The following is a 17,726-nucleotide window of genomic DNA, read 5'->3' on the forward strand; positions in this document are numbered from 1 at the left end:
GGGCCGGGCGCTACACCACCATGGCCATCTGCTGCGGATCGAATTCCATCCAGACCTGCTCGCCGACATCATGAATCTGCAAGGGTGGCGCCGTGGCGCGCAGCCGCAGGTCGCTGCCCTCGGCACGCACCACATAGTCCCAGGTCTCGCCCAGGAAGGTGCGCTGCGCCACCACGCCTTCTAGCACCGGACCGCCGCCCATCGGCGGCGCGCGGTGCAGCCCGATGGATTGCGGGCGGACAGAGACCAGGATGTCGCCCCCCGCCGCGGTATCCGCCCCCGGCACCTGCCCCGCCTGCATGGCAATGCCGCCGAAGCCGATCTGGCCATCGCGCAGCTTGGCCGGTAGCAGGTTGGTGCGGCCGATGAAGCCGGCGACGAAGCGGGTACGCGGACGGGTGTAGAGCATATGCGGCGCATCCACCTGCTCGATCCGCCCGGCATTCATCACCGCGATCCGGTCCGAGGTCGCCATCGCCTCCCCCTGATCATGGGTGACGTAGACGGTGGTGATGCGGAATTCGTCATGCAGGCGCCTGATCTCGAAGCGCATCTCCTCACGGAGGTTGGCGTCGAGATTCGATAGCGGCTCATCCAGCAGCAGCACCGCCGGCTTCACCACGATGGCGCGCGCCAGGGCCACACGCTGCTGCTGGCCACCCGACAATTCCGCCGGATAGCGCCCTGCCAGGTGGCCCATCTGCACCACCTCCAGAATATCCTGCACGCGCTTGCGGATTTCCTCGGATGGCAGTTTCCGCAGCTTCAGGCCGAAGCCCACATTCTCCGCCACCGTCATGTTCGGCCAGATGGCGTAGCTCTGGAAGATCATCGACATGCCGCGCTTTTCGGGCGGCAGCACCGCGCCGGGGGCGGAGATGACCTGCCCATCGAGCGAGATGCTGCCGCCATTGGGGTCGATGAAACCCGCGATCATGCGCAGCGTCGTCGTCTTGCCGCAGCCGGACGGTCCAAGCAGGGAGACGAACTCGCCTTCCTGCAAGGTCAGGTCGATGGAATCGACGACGCGGTTGGGGCCATAGGCCTTGGTCAGGCCCTGAATCGAAAGACGCGACATTCTCAGTTTCTCCGCAGCATGAAGTCGCGCCCGACCAGCTTCATCCCGATGCCGACGAAGACCATCGTCACCAGCAGCAGCAGGCCGCCGAAGGCCGCCAGCACCTCGAAATTGCCGGCCTCGCTGAGGTCGTACAGCAACACGGACATGGTCCGGGTGCGTGGCCCGACCAGGAAGATTGCCGCCGACAATTCGCGCGAGGCGACGATGAAGACGATCAGCCAGCCGCCGAGCAGCGACTTCCGCACCAGCGGCGCCGTGATCATGCGGATGGCATGCAGCCGGCCGCTGCCCAGGATGCGCGCCGCCTCCTCCATCTCCGGATGCACGGCCCGGATGGCGGAGGAGGAATTGGCATAGGCAATGGGCAGGAAGCGCGCCGCGAAGGCCAGGATGATGATCGCCGCCGTGCCGTACAGGGCGAAGGGCGGGGAGGCATAGGCCGCGTAGAAGCCGATCGCCATGACGATGCCGGGGATGACGAAGGGCGCCATCGCCATGAAGCCCAGCGCTTCCCCAAAGGGTACCAGCCGCCGGTTGACGATATAGGCGATCAGCAGGGCGAGGAGCACCGCGATGGTCGCCGCCGTGGCGGAGAACCAGATGGTGTTCCAGATGGAGGTCATCGCCATCTCATGCTCGAAGATCAGCAGCCGGTAATTGGCCAGCGTCAGATTGTCCCAGGCCAGGCCACGACCCCAGGCCTTGGCGAAACTCGCCTGCAACAGCACGAAGAGCGGCGCGATCACCGCCATCAACCCGACCATGGCGCACCAGGCGAAGGCCACCCAACGCCAGGGGCCAAGCTTGATCGGCCGCCGCTCACCACCCTTGCCGGTCTGCGAGACATAGCCTTTGCGCGCCAGCATCAGCTTCTGCACCACGATCATGCCAGCGGTGACCAGCAGAAGCGGCATGGCATAGGCCGCCGCGACCTCCACCCGCACCGGATATTCGAAGAACTGCCAGAGCTGCGTGGTGACCACGTTGATGCGCGCCGGAATGCCGATGATGGCCGGCGTGCCGAACAGCGCGATGGCTTCCAGGAAGACGATGATGAAGCCGGCCATGATCGCCGGCCAGACCAGCGGCAGGGATACCTTGCGCATTGCCGTCCAGGTGCCGGCGCCGAGGATATTGGCGGCGTCCTCCATTTCGGAGGAGACAAGGTCGAGCGCCGATTTGACGAAGATGAAGACCAGCGGGAAGGCATTCAACGCGATGACCAACGCCATGCCGCTGAAGCTGTAGATGTTGACCAGCGCGCCTTCCGCCCCCGTCACCCAGCGCCAGGCCAGGTTGATGAAGCCGGAATTGGGGCCGGCAAGCAGAATCCAGCCCACCGCGCTGAGATAGGGCGGCAGGATGAAGGCGCCGAGCACTACGGCCCAGGTGAGACCCTTGCCGGGCATATCGGTGCGCGACACCGCCCAGGCCATGGGCACCGCCATCACCACCGCGATGGTGGCGGAGGTGAGCCCCAACCGCAGCGAATTGATCAGCGCATCGACGTAGCGCGCACGGCCATAGGCGGTGACATAGTTGGACAGGGTGAAGGCGCCGGTGCCGCGCGTCTCGAAGCTGACGACCAGCAGCTTGCCCAGCGGGAAGGCAACCAGGAACAGCAGGATCGCGATCAGCGCGATCCAGAGCAGGGTGACAGGTTCGAAACGTGCCATCCGGCCGGCCAACCAGCCGGATGGCGCCGCTGCGCGTCGCGGCAATGCGGGGGCCTCGCTCATCGGTTGGGCTCAGACGCCGAAGATGTCACGCCAGACCTCCTTCACCTCGGTGATCTCCCGCTCGATCTGCTGCGGCGTCGGCGTGATGGTGCGGATTTCGTCCAACGGCCGCGATCCCTCCGGCGGCGGCACCTCCGGGCGCAGTGATTCGGCGGAATATTCGCGCACGGTGCGGGAATAGGCGGGGCCGGTGACGAACTCCATGAACAGCTTGGCGGCATTGGGCCGCGGCGCATTGGCGATGGCGCCGCTCGGTGAGGGCACAAGCAGCGTGCCGTCGGTCGGGTAGATCAACGACAGCGGATTGCCGCGGGAGATGCTGAACAGCGTGGCGGCGGACGGAATCGCGACGCCCACAATGCGCTCCCCGGCATTCAGCGTGGTCACCGGATCGCCGGCCGAACGGCCAATCTGCGGCTTGTTCCGTTCCAGCTCGCGGAAATAGGCCTCGCCATAGGCGGCGCGCATCATGATCGCCCAATTGCCGATGGCGCCGCTGAAGCCGGGATGACCGACCGCCAGCTTGTCGCGCCATTTCGGGTCGGTCAGCTCCCGCCAGCTTTTCGGCGCCTCCGCCTCGCTCAGCCGATCACTGCGACGCGCGAGCATGTAGAGCGCCAGATAGGTGACCTGGAAATGCCCGTCCGGATCGGCCGCGTCGCGCGCCGCCTTCACCATGCCGGCAGCGTTCTGCGGCTTGTACGCCATCAGCCGCCGCTCGCCCTTCAGGAAGGTGAAGTGGCTGTAGTCGGTGGAGCTGAAGACATCGCACTGCGCCACGCGCGCCCGCGCATCCTGCGACAAGCGCTGAAAGGCGACCTGGGAGGTGGTGCGCACGACATTGCAGCGCACGCCAGGATAGCGTTCGGCGAAGGCTCGCCCAACCGCCTCGGAAGGTTCGGCCTGAAGCTGCCCGGTGTACCAGGTGACCTCGCCCTCCCGCTGCGCCGCCTGATGCAGCTCCCGCTCATGCGCCGGCATGTCCTGCGCCGATGCATGGCGGAAGGGCAGGATCGCTGCCGCCGTCAGCGCCGCCGTGCCGCCGAACAGCCGCCGCTTCGTGATATCCGTCATCGTTCTCTCCCAAATTCGTCGGCGTCAGACGCCGCCAGCTTTTTTTGGCGTCAGACGCCAAAGGTGTCGCGCCAGGCTTCCCGCACTTCCGGCACGCCCTTTTCCTGTTCTTCCAGGCTCGGCGTCAGCAGCGTCACATCGGCCAATGGGCGGCCGCCTTCCGGCGGCGGCACGTCGGCGCGCAGCGGCTCGTTGAAGGTCAGCCGCACCGTCTCCGACAATGCCTTGCCGGCCTGGAATTCCATGAACAGCTTTGCCGCGTTTGGATGCGGCGCGTTGGAGGGGATGCCGGAAGGCGAGATCGCCGCCAGCACACCTTCCCGCGGATAGATCAGCTTCAGCGGATTGCCGCGTGAGATGGCGAGCGCCGTGGTGCCCACAGGCACGCAAAGCCCGACGCTGCGCTCCCCCGCATTCAGCGTCGTCACCGGGTCCTGGCTTGACCTTCCGATCTGCGGGTTGTTGCGCTCCAGCCGTGTGAAATAGTCCCAGCCATACATCTTGCGCATCTGCACGGCCCAGACGCCGATGGCGCCGCTGAAGCCGGGATGGCCGACCGCCAGCTTGTCCTTCCACTTGGTATCCAGCGCGTCCCGCCAGCTCTGCGGTGCTTCGGCCTCCGGCACCAGGCGCGTATTGTGCGTCATCAGGAACAGGCCGAGGAAGCTGGTGTGGAAGAAGTTGTCTGGATCCATGTTTCGGATCGCCGGCAGCATCCCATCCGCATTCACCGGCCGGTACTGCGTCAACTGACCCTGCCGCTTCAACTGGGTGAAGTGGCCGGAATTGGTGGAGCTGAAGACGTCGCATTGCGCAGCATTGGCGCGGGTATCCTGCGACAGCCGCTGGAAGGCGACCTGGGATGTGCTGCGCACCACATTGCAGCGCACGCCCGGATAGCGTTCGTTGAAGGCGCGGCCGACGGCCTCCGAGGTTTCGGCATTGTACTGGCCGGAATACCAGGTGATCTGGCCTTCCCGCCGCGCTGCCTCATACAGCTGGCGCTCATGCGCCGGCAGGTCCTGCGCCGCGGCGCGGAAGCTGGCGCCGCCGATGGCGAAGCCGGTGGTGAGGGTCAGGATCTGGCGCTTGGTGAAGCCGCTCATTGTTGTTCTCCTCCCTGGGCTTGGCAGGCACGTCCCGGCCTTATCCCCCCTTGAAGACGGGGGGACGTTTGGCCATGAAGGCTGTGCGTCCTTCCGCATAATCGGCGCTGTCGAAGCAGGCGCGGTACAGGGCCTCGAAGCGCGACTGGTCGATCTTCGAAGGCTCGCCGGCAATCTGGTCGATGCCTTCCTTGGAGGCGCGGATCGACAGGGGCGCGTTGCGCGCGATGGTCAACGCCATGTCACGCACCGTGGATTCCAACTGGTCCACAGGCACCACGCGGTTCACCAGCCCGGCGCGCAGCGCTTCCTGCGCATCCAGGAAGCGGCCGGTGAACATGATCTCCTTCGCCATGGCCGGGCCGACCAGCGAAACCAGCCGGCGCAGGCTGTGCCAGGCATAGGCGACGCCAAGCTTGGCGGCGGGGATGCCGAAGCGCCCATCCTCCGCGGTGATGCGGATATCGGCGACCATCGCCGTGGCGCAGCCGCCGCCGATGCAGAAGCCGTTGATCATGGCGATCAGCGGCTTGCCCATGCCTTCCAGCCGCTGCCGCGCCAGGGCGGAAACGGCGGAGTACTTCGCCTCCGCCTCCGCGCTGTCGCGCAGCTTCTCGAACTGGCTGATATCGGCGCCGGAGGCGAAGGCCTTGCCGCCTGCGCCGTGCATGACGACGACGCGCACCGAAGGGTCATCGGTGAAGCGCTGCGCCGCATCGGCCACCGCCTCCCACATCTCCAGCGAAATGGCGTTGCGTTTCTCCGGCTGGTTGAAGGTCAACCAGCCGATGCCGTCCTCGATTCGCGCCAGGATCTTGGGTGTGGTCAGGCTGAGAATCATGCCGTCCATCTGGCGCTCCTATTGCACGACGCGCGCGGCGCGCAGCTTCGCGATGTCGTCGGGGGAATGACCCAGTTCCGCCAGCACTGCATCCGTATGCTGGCCGGCATCCGGTGTGGCGTCGCGGATGTTCCAATCCACATCATTCATGTTGATCGGATTGCGCACCAGCTTCTGGTCGCCGAGGCGCGGATGCGCGACGGGCTTCGCCATTTGCAGGTGCTGCACCTGCGGATCGCCGAACGTCTGGTCGATGGTGTTGATTGGGCCGCAGGGAATACCGGCGGGGTCCAGGATCTCGATCCAATGCAGGCTCGGCTTGGTGCGCGTCACCTCGCTGATCGCCGCATTGATCGCGGCGCGGTCGGCGGAGCGGCCATCACGCGTGTTCCAGCCCGGGCGCGTCTTCCATTCCGGCTTGTCCAGCGCATCGCAGAAGCGTTCCCACATGCGCGGGGAAGATGCTGCCAAGGCGATGGGCCGATCCGCCGTGGGATAGACGCCGGTGGGGATGGAGGTCGGGTGGTCGTTGCCCGCCTGCCCGGCCACTTCGCCGGCCAACAGCCATCGGCTCGCCTGGAAGTCGAGCATGAAGACCATGACTTCCAGCAGGCTCGTATGCACCCAGCGCCCGCGCCCCGTGCGGCCACGATCGTACAGCGCCATCATCACCGCCAGCGCCAGCAGGTTTCCGGCGGTGAGGTCAGCGATCGGGATGCCGACGCGCACCAGGCCAGCGCCGGGCACGCCGGTGATGCTCATCAGCCCGCCCATGCCCTGCGCGATCTGGTCGACGCCGGCGCGGTGGCCATAGGGGCCGTCCTGGCCGAAGCCCGAAATGCTGCCATAGACGATGCGCGGATTGACCGCGCTGACGCTGGCATAGTCCACGCCGAGCCGGAACTTCACCGCCGCACGCATATTCTCGATCACCACATCGGCCGTGGCGGCGAGCTGGAAGAAGATCGCCTTCCCCTCCTCCGTCTTCAGGTCGATCTGCATCGCGCGCTTGTTGCGATGCAGGTTCTGATAGTCGAAACCGTCCTGGTCGCCGGTGATGTCGCCGGCATCGGCGGAGGGCGGCGCGATGCGGATCACCTCCGCCCCCCAATCCGCCAGATGGCGCACGCAGGTGGGGCCGGCGCGCGCGACCGTCAGGTCCAGCACACGCAAGCCGGATAGCGGCAGGGCAGTGTTGGTGGCATCTCGCGTCATGCGCGGCTTCGCCTTGGCATGGCCATGGGCGACCTCCTCCCGAGGTGGTTCTTTTTGTCTCTGGCGGCAGCTTGTCAGGCTCCGGCGAAACTGTAAACACTTTCCCGGATGGCAAATGTGCTGACGTCTTCGCCGCTGCCCGATGCTGCGCCGCACGCAAACACCTTGCTGCGTCGCACATATTCGCTTGGCCTCGATGTCGCGCGGCGTTTGCAGGGTCTGATCCTGGAAGGCACGTTGCGGCCCGGCGAGAGGCTGAACGAGGTGGCGCTGGCGCGCGCGCTCGGCGTGTCGCGCGGCCCGGTGCGGGAAGCGGCGCGGGCGCTGGAAAAGACCGGCCTTGTCACCGTCATCATGAATCGCGGCGCCTTCGTCCGCAGCCTCGGCCAGGACGAGGCCATGGAGATCTATGAGATCAACGGCGCGCTGTTCGGCCTGGCCGCCGCCCGCGCGGCGGATCGGATCAGCCCCAGCCAGGCGCTTGTCCTGCGCATCATGGTCGATGCGATGGATGCGGCGATCGCGCGCGGCGATCGGGAGGGTTTCTTTCGGATCAACTCCGATTTCCACGCCCGTATCCTGGCCTTCAGCGGCAATCGGGAAGCGGAGGCGCTCTATGGCCAGCTCACCCGCAAGCTGATGCTGCTGCGCCGCCGATCCTTCGAACATCCGGGACATATGGCGGAGGCGAATGCGGAACATCGCGCGCTGATGCGCGCGATCCTGCGCGGCGATGCGGCGCGGGCGCGCGCCCTGGCGGAAGCGCATGCGCAGCTCGGCCGCGCCCGCTTCCTGGACGCCGTCGAACATGCCGCGCAGAACGGCAGATGAGGGAGAGAACCGCATGAGCCGCATCCGCGCCATCACCGCCCAGGTCGAGCGCCTGCCGGCCGTGAAGGCCGCCGCCAATTACGCCGGGCGCGAAACGCCCACCTTCGTGCGCTGCCGCGTCGAGACGGAGGAAGGCCTGGTCGGCACCGGCGTCACCGGACGCTTCCTGGCGGAGGAGGTGGCCACGCTGATCCAGCGCATGGAGGACCCGCTGCGCGGCGAGGATGCGCGGTCCATCGAGGCCATCGGCCCGCGCCTGACCGCGCAATACAATACCCGCAACGCCACCGGCGCCTTCGTTTCCGCCCTGTCGGCGCTGGACATGGCGCTGTGGGATTTGCGCGCGCGCACGCTGGGGGAGCCCTTGTGGCGGCTGCTGGGCGGCGCGCGATCATCGGTGCCCTGCTACGCCACCGTCGGCCTGCCGGGCTATGATGAGGCGCAGCTGGTGGAGGTGTGCCGCAACGCCGTCGCGGAAGGCTTTCGCGGCGTGAAGATGCTGGTCGCCGCCGGCGGGCGCGGCGTGGCGGAAGATGCGCGGCGGGTGCGCGCCGTGCGGGACGCGCTCGGTCCCGAGCCGCTGCTGATGCTCGACGCCAATTGCGGGCTGGATGTCGCCACCGCCCGGCGCCTCGCGCTGATGGTGGAGGAGTGCGACATCGCCTGGTTCGAGGAGCCGGTGCTGGGCAATGACCTCGCCGCGCTCGCCAGCCTGCGCCGCGCCATCCGCATCCCGATTGGCGCCGGGCAGATGGTGCAGTCCATGGCCTGGTTCCGGGATGCGCTGGCGATGGGCGCGGTGGATTGGCTGCAACCCAATGCCGCCTTCTGCGGCGGCATCAGCGCCGCGCTGCGCATCCTGACCCTCGCCGAAGCCTATGGCACGCCGGTGGCGCATGCTGGCGGCTGGGACATCGCCAATGCGGCGCTGATGGGCGGCCATGCCCAGGGCGGGCTGCTGGAGATGCACGGCGCGCAGCTTGCCTTGCGCCAGCGCCTGTCGGAGGACATGACGCCGGAGCGGGGCGTGATGCAGCTGCCCGACCGCCCCGGCATTGGCTTCGCCTTCCGCGAGAGCGTGGTGACCGAAGGTGCGAAGGCACCGAAGGTCTGAATCACGCGATCACACAAAGCATCACCGCCCGATGGCATAGGCCTGCATCAGCCGGGGCGTGGCGGCGGCGAGGACAAAACCGTCGCGCCGCCCTACGGCGCAGACGCGGCCGAGCGACCAGGGCGGCTCCACCTTCACGCCGTGGCCGCGCGCCTGTAGCGCCCCGATGACCTCCGGCCCGAAGCGTTCCTCCAGCAGCAGCTTTCCGGGCTCCACCGTGCGCGGATAGAAGCTCTGCGGAAAATGACGGCTGGTGAACAGCGGCAGGTCGATGGCGGCCTGCAAGTCCAGCCCGTGATGCAGATGCCGCAGCAGCACCGCCAGGGTCCATTGGTCCTGCTGGTCGCCACCCGGCGTGCCGAGCGCCAGGAAGGCCTCGCCATCCCGCGTCACCAGGGTCGGCGTCAGCGTGGTGCGCGGGCGCATGCCCGGGCGCAGCGTGCTGGGATGGCCGGGTGCCAGCCAGCACATCTGCCCGCGGGTGGAGATGGAGAAGCCCAGCCCCGGCACCGCCGGCGAGCTTTGCAGCCAGCCGCCGGAGGGGGTGGCGGAGATCATGTTGCCCCAGCGGTCCACCACATCCAGATGCACCGTATCGCCCCATTCCACCGGCAGCGGCGCGAAGGTGGGCTCGCCATGGCCGAGGCCCACGGGTGTCTCCGCGCCGGCCATCGCCAGCACTTCCCGCATTCGCTGCGCCGCGCCCGGCAGGTCACCGGGGCGCAGCTCCATCGAGGCCGTCTCCGTCACCAGGGCACGGCGTGTGGCGGCGTAGTCGGCCGAGAGCAGAGTGGCCAACGGCACCTCCACCGCATCCGGGTCGCCGTAGAACACCTCCCGGTCCGCATAAGCCAGCTTCAGGCATTCCACGATGGTGTGGATGAAGCGCTCCCCCGCCGGGTCCATCGCCGCGAGGTCAAAACCCTCCAGCAGCGCCAGCGCCTGCAACAGCACGGGACCCTGGCCCCAGGGGCCCGTCTTGTGGACGGTCACGCCGTGATAATCGCGGGCGACGGTGGGCTCCACACGGGCGCTGTAGCGAGCCATGTCCTCGCCGGTCAGCAGGCCACCATGGCGGCGGCCGGAGGAATCCATCAGTTCCTCCTCGCGGTAGAAGCGGTCCACCGCCTCCGCCACGAAGCCCTGGTAGAAGGCGCGGCGGGCGGCCTCGATCTGTGCGTCGCGGTCGCCGCCCACGGCCTCTGCCTCGGCCAGGATGCGGCGATAGGTGGCGGCGATGCCGGGCGTGCGCAGCAAGGCGCGCGGGCGCGGCACCTCCCCGCCCGGCAGCCACACCTCAGCGGAGCTGGGCCATTCGGCGGGGAAGAAATCCTTGGCCGGCAGGATGCTGGAGGCGACGCGGGGCAGGACCGGAAAGCCATCCTCGGCATAGCCGATGGCGGCTTCCAGCACGGCGCGGGGCGACCAGGTGCCGTGGTCGCGCAGCAGCAGCATCCAGGCGTCGAAGGCGCCGGGCACCACGGCGGGCAGCAGGCCGGTGCCAGGCACCTGCTTCAGGCCCAGTTCGAAGAAGCGTTCCGGCGTCGCCGCCATCGGCATGGGACCCTGGCCGCAGATCACCTGCGGCACCTGGCCGGGGCGTTGCAGGATGATCGGCACTTCACCGCCCGGGCCGTTCAGATGCGGCTCCACGACCTGCAACACGAAGCCGGCGGCTATGGCGGCGTCGAAGGCATTGCCGCCGCGCTCCAGCACCGACATGCCGACGGCGCTGGCGATCCAATGGGTTGTGGCGATGGCCCCGAAGGTGCCGCGAAGCTCTGGGCGCGTGGTGAAGATGGAACCTCTCCTTGAACCATTCTGGATTGGTTCCGCCAGACTGGCGGATATCCACGCCTACTTGCCGCATCCCCTTCCCATTTTCCAGGACCAATACTAGTTTGGTTCCATGACGACCGAAGATGACGCCCGCGCGCGCCTGGAACGGCACCTGCACGAAGCTGGGCTGCGAGAGGGCGACCGCCTGCCGCCGGAACGCGAACTCGCCCCGCTGCTGGGCCTAAGCCGTCGTGCCCTGCGCGGCGTGCTACAACGTATGGAGCTGGAACGGCGCGTCTGGCGTGGCGTCGGCCAGGGCACTTGGCTCGGGCTGAAACCCGCCGCCGGCCCCGCCAGCCGCGCCTTGGCCAGCGACCCGCTGGCGGTGATGGAAGCTCGGCGCACGCTGGAACCGGCGCTCGCCTCCCTGGCTGCGTTGAAGGCGACGCCCGCCGATATCGAGGCGATCCGCCGCTGCGCCAGCCGCGGGGTGGAGGCGAAGGACGAGGAAAGCTGGGGCCGCTGGGACGCCAGCTTCCACCGCGCCGTCGCCGCCGCCTGCCAGAACACCCTGCTGCGCGACGCATTCGAGCAGATCGAAGCCTGCCGCGCCGGCACCGCCTGGGGCCATCTGCGCGGGTTGATCGCCACCCCCGCCCTGCGCCGCCAGGCCGCCACCGAGCACCAGATGGTGGCGGAGGCGATTGCCGACCGGGATGCCGCCGCCGCGCACCGCACCATGTGGCAGCACCTGCAATCCATCCACCAGGCGATCCAGGCGACCGACGCCGGACGCTTTTCCGACGCCGCGTAACCACCCTCCCAGCCACCGACCAGCCTCCGGCATTAGGATGCAGAGCATGACCCAGATCACCCGCCGCACGGCTTTGGCCTCATGCATTGGCCTCGCCGCAGCTCCGGCTTTCGCGCAGGACCGCTACCCGAACCGCCCCGTCAGCATCGTCGTGCCCTGGGCCGCCGGCGGCACCACGGACATTCTTGCGCGCGTGCTGGCGGAGCCGTTGCGCCGGTCGCTCGGCCAGCCCTTCGTGGTGGAGAACCGGTCCGGCGCCTCCGGCAATATCGGCTCCAACTTCGTGGCGCGGTCGCGGCCGGATGGCTATGCGCTGCTGTTCGGGTCGATGAGCACGCATGCGATGAACGATGCGCTGTTCAACAACATGCCCTTCAACGGCGCCGAGGATTTCACCGCCATCGCGCTGCTGGCCTATGTGCTGAACACGATGGTCATCCACCCCTCCGTGCCCGCCAATACGGTCCCGGAGTTCATCGCCTATTGCAAGGCGAACCCCGGCAAGGTGGCCTATGCCTCCGCCGGCCTCGGTTCCACCAACCATCTCTGCGCGGCGATGTTCGAACGCATGGCGGGCGTGGAGATGGTGCATGTGCCCTATCGCGGCGGCGCGCCCGCGGTGCAGGACACGTTGGCCGGCCAGACCCAACTGTTCTTCAGCGCCGGCACCCAGACGCTCGGCCATGTGCGCGATGGCCGGCTGCGGCTGCTGGCGGTGACGGAAGGCCGTCGTTCCTCCCTGCTGCCGGATGTCCCCACCGTCGCGGAATCCGTGCCGGGCTATGAGATGGCGGTATGGTACGGCGCGCTGGGGCCGAAGGGCATGCCGGCCGGGCTCGTCACCCAGCTCAACGCCGAGATCAACAAGGCGCTGATGCAGCCGGAGGTGAAGGACCGCATGGCGGCGATCGGCGTGGAGGTGGTGAATGAATCCGCCGAGTCCTTCAGCCGCACGGTGCGGGCCGACGCCGAAAAATGGGGCCGCGTGATCCGGGAACTGGGCATCAGCATGACCGATGCCTGATACCGCACTGACCGGGCCGCAACTGGCCCTGCTGACGGCGGCCGCGCAGGATGCGCGGCCGCTGGCCTTGCTGGCGGCGGCGGAGGCGGTGGCGCGGCAAGCCATGGGCCATGGGCTGTGCACCGCCATGCGCTTCGACGCGGCGACCATGACGGTGCGCCGCATCTTCAGCACCGACGCCGCCGCCTATCCGGTCGGCGGCGCCAAGCCGAAGCGGGACACCGCCTGGGGAAGGCATGTGCTGGAGGAGCGGGAGGTCTTTGTCGGCGAAGGCCCTGGCGCCATCACGACCTTCTTCAACGACCACGCGCTGATCCTCGGGCTCGGCCTGCGCAGCATCGTGAACGTGCCGATCCTGCATGCCGGCGCCTGCCTCGGCACGGTGAACTTCCTGTTCGCGGCGGAGACCGTCCAGCCGGAGTGGCGCGCCTTGGCGGAATTGCTGGGGCTGATCGTCACGCCGGATTGGCTGACGGGCTGATCATTTCAACCTCAGGCGGCTGCTCGGCCCGCCATGCGGGCCGCGGGTCAATCCTGCGGCAGCGGAAAGGCGTCGAGATGCGGCTGGTAATCCGGCTCCACCTCGATACCCGCCGCGCCCAGGAAGCGCACCACGCCGCAATAGAAGGCGATCACCACCAGCAGCTCGGTCAGCGCCGGATCGTCAAGATAGGCGCGCAATTCGGTGAAGGTCACCTCGCGTAGCGCATCCGCGCCCTCCGCCATTTCGCGCGCCGCGCGCAGCACGGCGCGGGCGGCGGGCTCGAGCTCGGTGGCCTCGCCCTTGGTCTCCGCGGCAATGGCGTGCAGATCGGCATCGGTCACGCCAAAGCCGCGCCCGATCGCCACATGGTGCGACCATTCATAGGGCGAGCGCGTGACCCAGCCGACCTGGAGGATCGCCAATTCGCGCAGCCGCCCATCCAGCACGCCCTGATGGCGGATCTGGTTGGCCAGGCCGAGGAAGGCGCGGGTGATGCCAGGATTGTTCACCATGGCGCGGTACAGATTGACCGGCCGCACCAGCAGCGGCTGGTCCTCCGCCGGTAGGTCCGCGACATCGCGATAGGGCAGGCGCGCCATTTCGTGTCCTCCGCTTTTGGTCAGCAGACCATTGCGCGGCGGCGCCCGCAAGCGGTTACATACTGTCGAATTCCAGCCGGAAGTGCACCGGAAAAGGCGTGCCCGCGCCATTCACCTGCCCGGCCGCGCCGGGTGCGCGTCGCAAACCCTGGCGGCGTAGCAGCGGCTTCAGCATCTGCGGAATCACCGCCTGGTTGATATGCGCGCCGAAGCAGGTGTGCATGCCATAGCCCCAGAGGATGTAGCTGCCAGCCTCCCGCCCCGCCCGGAACTCCTCGGGCCTTTGCAGCGCGATGGGGTCGAACATGGCGGAGAGGTTGGCGGCCAGCACCATCGCCCCTTCCGGCACGCGCTGCGCCCGCAGCGTGCCGCGCGCGATCACCGTTTCCCGTACCGCGCGCCGGTAGATGAAGGGATTCACGGGGTCGAAGCGCAGCGCCTCCCACAGGATGGCCGCCAGCGCCGCGTCGTCATCGGCGCGCGCGGCGGCCTGGGCCGCTTCCAGCGCTTCCGGCCGGTCGAGCAGCACGTCCAACGCCTTGACGCTGGCCTTGGACAGGGTGGGCACGAGGCCGATCAACAACCCGATGAGGTTGTTGCGGATGCCCAGGTCGTCCATCCCCGGCACGCCCGCCGCCTGCAAAGCGAGGCAGCGGTCCAGCACCTGGTCCGTGCCGGTCGGCGCCGTCTTGCGCGCCGCGATGGCCACATCCAGCCAGCCGCGGCATTCGGCGGCGGCCCGCATCGCTGCCTGCGTCACCGCTTCCTCCCCCGCCAGATCGACGAAGAGGTACCAGAACATCCGCGTGGTCCAGTCGGCCATGACGGGGCCGGAGGGGCCGGGCGTTCCGAAGTAATGGCCGAGCAAGCCAGTCAGCACCGGCAGGGTCAAAGCCTGCGGCACGTCCAGCGCGCCACCGCTGCCCGCCACGATCGCCTCCGCCTGCGATGCCACATAGGGAATCACCACATCCGGCAGGTCGCTGCGCCGCACGGCGAGGCGCATGTTGGAAACGTCGCGCGTGTAGGCCGGGCTGTCCTGCATGCCGAGGAAGAAGTTCTGGCCGGCGGTGATGGCGCGCATCTTGGGTTCGTAGACGACGGCGAAATCCGTCTCACGCTCCAGCACTTCCGTCACATCGGCGTGGCGGGTGACGATGACCGTGCCGGTGTTGTCATAGGCCGCGATCAGTTTGCGGCTCAGCGACAGGTTCGGCTTCGCGGCACGCAGCAATGCGAAGACCAAGCGCTGGTTCTGGGTCGCCCCGAGCAGCGCGGCGATACGTTGCTTTCTTCCATCGGCACCGCCGGAATAGGCCTTGGCCCCACGCATGGCGAGTTGCCCGGCCGCGCCCAAGGCCGAACCCGCCATGCCCAGGCGCAGGCCAGCGGTATGCACGACATTTCCCAAAAAGCCGCTCATGTCGGGTCCACGATTCCGGCGGCGATCATGCGCAGCGCTGTCATGCTGGGGACAAAGAAATATTCGCCACCGCGCGTCTCCACGAATTGCGGCAGGCGGTCGCAGATGAAGGGTGGCTTGCCGGAGGCAGGGTCAGTGGCGATGACGAATTTCGCATCCTCGCCGTGATTGCCGACGATGGGGCAAGTGTCGTTGCCGGTGTTGAAGTCCAGCCCGTACTGCATCCACTGCTGCTGCACGAATTCGAACTGCCGGAACAGGCTGGCGCAGGTGGCCAGCATGACGATGCCATGTTCCTGGTCATCCGCCGTGGCGCCTGGCGCCGCCTCGCCATAGGGCAGGCCACGGCGCAACAACCGGCGCCGGTTGTTGAGTACGGAACCACCCCATTTCTTCGGGTCGTCGGAGGCGAGCAGAGGGTCCATCATGTCGCGCGTATTGGACCGGCGCAGATGCGATCCAAAGGGGCATTTGGCGCCCAGCGGATCGTCGCGGAAGGTGAAGTCCACCAGGGCACGGTCGAGTGCCGCCAGCGTCGCCTTATCCTCCGCCTTTGCCGCCGCGATGCGCCGCGCCTGCACGGCGCGCCATTCGGGATAGGTGGGCGCCGACATCAGCGGCACTCCATCCGACCAGCGGCCGGCGATCTTCGCCTTCAGTGTCTCGCAGGCTTCCTCCTGCCCCACCTGCATCACCTGGGCAAACTTGCCCGCCATGCGGTCCATGGCGTCGCGAAAGGCGGCGACGTTCTGGTGCAGCTTGCGATAGGCGATGAAGGTGCCGTTGCGGGCGAAATCCAGCGGCATGGGGCCGCCGGCGATCTCCTGCGATTCATCCGGATGGCCGAGCAGGAATTCACCGGCGGCAAGCGGCGCCCAGCTCTGATCCGGCAACAGTTTGCCCTGACCAACCACCCGCGCGGCCATTTTGTCGGGCTCATGCTGGCCCTCGAAGACGGGGTCGCCGATGGCATCGACAAACCCGAAATGCTCGCTGGGCAGGGGCGTTTTCTTGCCATCCGGAAGGGTGCCGAGCAGCGCCGACAGATCCTGCCAGCGCTCATCGGTGCCCCGATGGCCGGACAGCAGCGTGACCTTGCCCTGCATCGCATGAATGAAGCCGAGGATTTCCCGAGTGAGCTCATCGAGGCGCTCCACCGGCGTGCCATCGTCATTCATCTGCGCGTTCAGCGTCAGCAGCACATGCACGCGCCGCTTCGGGTCCTCGCGCCACAGCCAGACCGGGTCCCAAGCCTCGTCGATGTGCTTCGGGAAATTGTCGCACAGGATGTCGGCGCGGGCGGGCATGCCGTCGATGAACTCGTCCGGCATGCCGCGCAGCGTGCGGATCGGCACGCCGAGCGCCAGCAGCCCCCAGAAGGTGAAGGCGACATTCACCGCCACCCGCGGCCGGCGCTGGAACACCGTGCCGGGCGCCGGTTCCTGGTCCTTGGAGGAGGGCCAGCGCAGCGCCGTGGTGACATAGGGCCGCACCAGATCGAGCAGGGTGCGTCCCGCCCGCGCATCGGCGATGTTCAACAGCAGGAAGCGCCCCTTGGGAAAGCCAAGGCGGCCATAGGCGGTGAGGACATTGCCCTGGATATCCGCCAGGTCGAGCTGAACGGCCATGCTCATGATCTCCTCAGCACTTGACCACGCCGGGCCGCTGCGTCGGTGCCGCCGCATCCTCCGGCTTGTGGCGCGCCAGGAAGTCGCCGAAGGCGGCATGCAGCGTCGCGGGGTCGGCGCCCTGGGTGTCGATGGCGAAGCGGGTGATCTTCTGTTGCAGATACAGCGCCTTCAGCACCGAAGGCAGGTCGGAGCGTGGCGCCATCGGGAAGGGCACGGCCGCGGCCGCCATCACCCGGGAATAGGCCCACCACAGCGCGACCGGCAGCGCCACCAGCCCGGCGAGCGGAAGCCACAGCCAGCGATGCGCGAAGATGCCGATCACCAGGCCCAGCACCAGCGCCCCGGCCGCGACCAGCGCCGGCAGCAGCAGGCGCTTCAGCGGCAGCGGCACCAGCGGCGGGGCACCCTGCCAATAGTCGTTGAAGGGCATGGTGGTCTCGACCTGGCAGGCGCGGATCAGCCCTGCAAAACCCGCCGCATCGGTCAGCCGCGCATGGCCGTCGCAATGGCCGAAGATATCCCGCAACTCCGGCTCCATGATCTGCCAGAGATGCGTGAGGTAGTCGTCCAGCGCCGCCTGGCTGCCATCCGGCGCATCGAAATCCGCGACGAAGATCAGATAGGAACAGGGCAGCCGGTCCACCGGGTCCGCCACGCTGGGCTGCTTGCCGAGGCCCACCGCCACCGCGATCGGGTCGCGCTGGCCGCGTCCGTTGAAGGCAACGTCGTCGAGAATGGCGAAGCGCGCGAAATGCGTGCGGTTGCCGCGCGCGAAGGGGCTGTTGATGCCGATCTTTTCCGTGGCCGGAGTCTGCAAGGCCGTCGGCAGCGCCGCCAAAGTCGCCCGCAACTCATGCAGATGGGAGGTGACGGTCGCATCCGTGCGCGGGTCGGCGCAGAGGTCGCCGCGGATCGGCACCAGGGCCGTCAGGAAATAATGGCCGCCGTCGAAATTGGGCATGGATCGTCTC

16 protein-coding genes are annotated in these 17,726 nt (G+C 67.9%); 5 read left to right on the forward strand and 11 right to left on the reverse strand.

Translation table 11 applies throughout. The annotated features are described in order from the left end of the window. Positions 1-10 precede the first annotated feature (10 nt). The 6 genes from ACVFYP_RS23210 to ACVFYP_RS23235 are packed head-to-tail and all read right to left on the reverse strand — an operon-like array spanning position 11 to position 7,056. On the reverse strand, positions 11-1,078 hold the full coding sequence (locus tag ACVFYP_RS23210; protein WP_499202606.1) for an ABC transporter ATP-binding protein: 1,068 nt from the start codon (positions 1,076-1,078) through the stop codon (positions 11-13). A gap of 2 nt (positions 1,079-1,080) precedes the next feature. Further along, positions 1,081-2,820, reverse strand: coding sequence for an ABC transporter permease (locus ACVFYP_RS23215; protein WP_499202607.1), 1,740 nt, complete (start codon positions 2,818-2,820; stop codon positions 1,081-1,083). 9 nt (positions 2,821-2,829) lie between these two features. Then, entirely contained in the window at positions 2,830-3,894 is a 1,065-nt protein-coding gene (locus tag ACVFYP_RS23220) for an ABC transporter substrate-binding protein (protein WP_499202608.1), read from the reverse strand. A 50-nt stretch (positions 3,895-3,944) separates the two neighbouring features. After that, on the reverse strand, positions 3,945-5,000 hold the full coding sequence (locus ACVFYP_RS23225; RefSeq protein ID WP_499202609.1) for an ABC transporter substrate-binding protein: 1,056 nt from the start codon (positions 4,998-5,000) through the stop codon (positions 3,945-3,947). A 40-nt stretch (positions 5,001-5,040) separates the two neighbouring features. Next, on the reverse strand, positions 5,041-5,850 hold the full coding sequence (locus tag ACVFYP_RS23230) for an enoyl-CoA hydratase (RefSeq protein ID WP_499202610.1): 810 nt from the start codon (positions 5,848-5,850) through the stop codon (positions 5,041-5,043). A gap of 9 nt (positions 5,851-5,859) precedes the next feature. Further along, a complete protein-coding gene (locus tag ACVFYP_RS23235) occupies positions 5,860-7,056 on the reverse strand; it encodes a CaiB/BaiF CoA transferase family protein (protein ID WP_499202611.1) in 1,197 nt (398 codons plus the stop codon). Between the two features lie 165 nt (positions 7,057-7,221). Here ACVFYP_RS23235 and ACVFYP_RS23240 point away from each other — a divergent pair, with 165 nt between their 5' ends. Continuing rightward, entirely contained in the window at positions 7,222-7,887 is a 666-nt protein-coding gene (locus tag ACVFYP_RS23240; RefSeq protein WP_499202612.1) for a GntR family transcriptional regulator, read from the forward strand. A gap of 13 nt (positions 7,888-7,900) precedes the next feature. Next, positions 7,901-9,001 (forward strand): mandelate racemase/muconate lactonizing enzyme family protein, encoded by a 1,101-nt coding sequence (locus ACVFYP_RS23245; RefSeq protein ID WP_499202613.1) that lies wholly within the window; start codon positions 7,901-7,903, stop codon positions 8,999-9,001. Between the two features lie 21 nt (positions 9,002-9,022). Here the strand turns inward: ACVFYP_RS23245 and ACVFYP_RS23250 are convergent, their stop codons facing one another. Further along, positions 9,023-10,852, reverse strand: coding sequence for a gamma-glutamyltransferase family protein (locus ACVFYP_RS23250; protein ID WP_499202993.1), 1,830 nt, complete (start codon positions 10,850-10,852; stop codon positions 9,023-9,025). 58 nt (positions 10,853-10,910) lie between these two features. On the opposite strand from ACVFYP_RS23250, the gene ACVFYP_RS23255 reads away from it, so the two are divergent. The 3 genes from ACVFYP_RS23255 to ACVFYP_RS23265 are packed head-to-tail and all read left to right on the forward strand — an operon-like array spanning position 10,911 to position 13,099. Next, a complete protein-coding gene (locus tag ACVFYP_RS23255) occupies positions 10,911-11,594 on the forward strand; it encodes a FadR/GntR family transcriptional regulator (RefSeq protein ID WP_499202614.1) in 684 nt (227 codons plus the stop codon). A 46-nt stretch (positions 11,595-11,640) separates the two neighbouring features. Continuing rightward, a complete protein-coding gene (locus tag ACVFYP_RS23260; protein ID WP_499202615.1) occupies positions 11,641-12,618 on the forward strand; it encodes a Bug family tripartite tricarboxylate transporter substrate binding protein in 978 nt (325 codons plus the stop codon). After that, complete coding sequence (locus tag ACVFYP_RS23265) at positions 12,611-13,099, forward strand: GAF domain-containing protein (RefSeq protein ID WP_499202616.1); 489 nt, start codon at positions 12,611-12,613, stop codon at positions 13,097-13,099. The genes ACVFYP_RS23260 and ACVFYP_RS23265 overlap by 8 nt, the downstream gene beginning before the upstream one ends. A 47-nt stretch (positions 13,100-13,146) precedes the next feature. Here the strand turns inward: ACVFYP_RS23265 and ACVFYP_RS23270 are convergent, their stop codons facing one another. The 4 genes from ACVFYP_RS23270 to ACVFYP_RS23285 are packed head-to-tail and all read right to left on the reverse strand — an operon-like array spanning position 13,147 to position 17,716. Next, entirely contained in the window at positions 13,147-13,701 is a 555-nt protein-coding gene (locus ACVFYP_RS23270) for a carboxymuconolactone decarboxylase family protein (protein WP_499202617.1), read from the reverse strand. 55 nt (positions 13,702-13,756) lie between these two features. Next, on the reverse strand, positions 13,757-15,100 hold the full coding sequence (locus ACVFYP_RS23275; protein ID WP_499202618.1) for a cytochrome P450: 1,344 nt from the start codon (positions 15,098-15,100) through the stop codon (positions 13,757-13,759). 20 nt (positions 15,101-15,120) lie between these two features. Next, positions 15,121-16,758, reverse strand: a complete 1,638-nt coding sequence (locus tag ACVFYP_RS23280; RefSeq protein WP_499202619.1) for a Dyp-type peroxidase — start codon at positions 16,756-16,758, stop codon at positions 15,121-15,123. A 7-nt stretch (positions 16,759-16,765) separates the two neighbouring features. Next, entirely contained in the window at positions 16,766-17,716 is a 951-nt protein-coding gene (locus ACVFYP_RS23285) for a hypothetical protein (protein ID WP_499202620.1), read from the reverse strand. Between the last annotated feature and the right edge of the window lie 10 nt (positions 17,717-17,726).

Source organism: Roseomonas sp. F4, assembly GCF_053891155.1.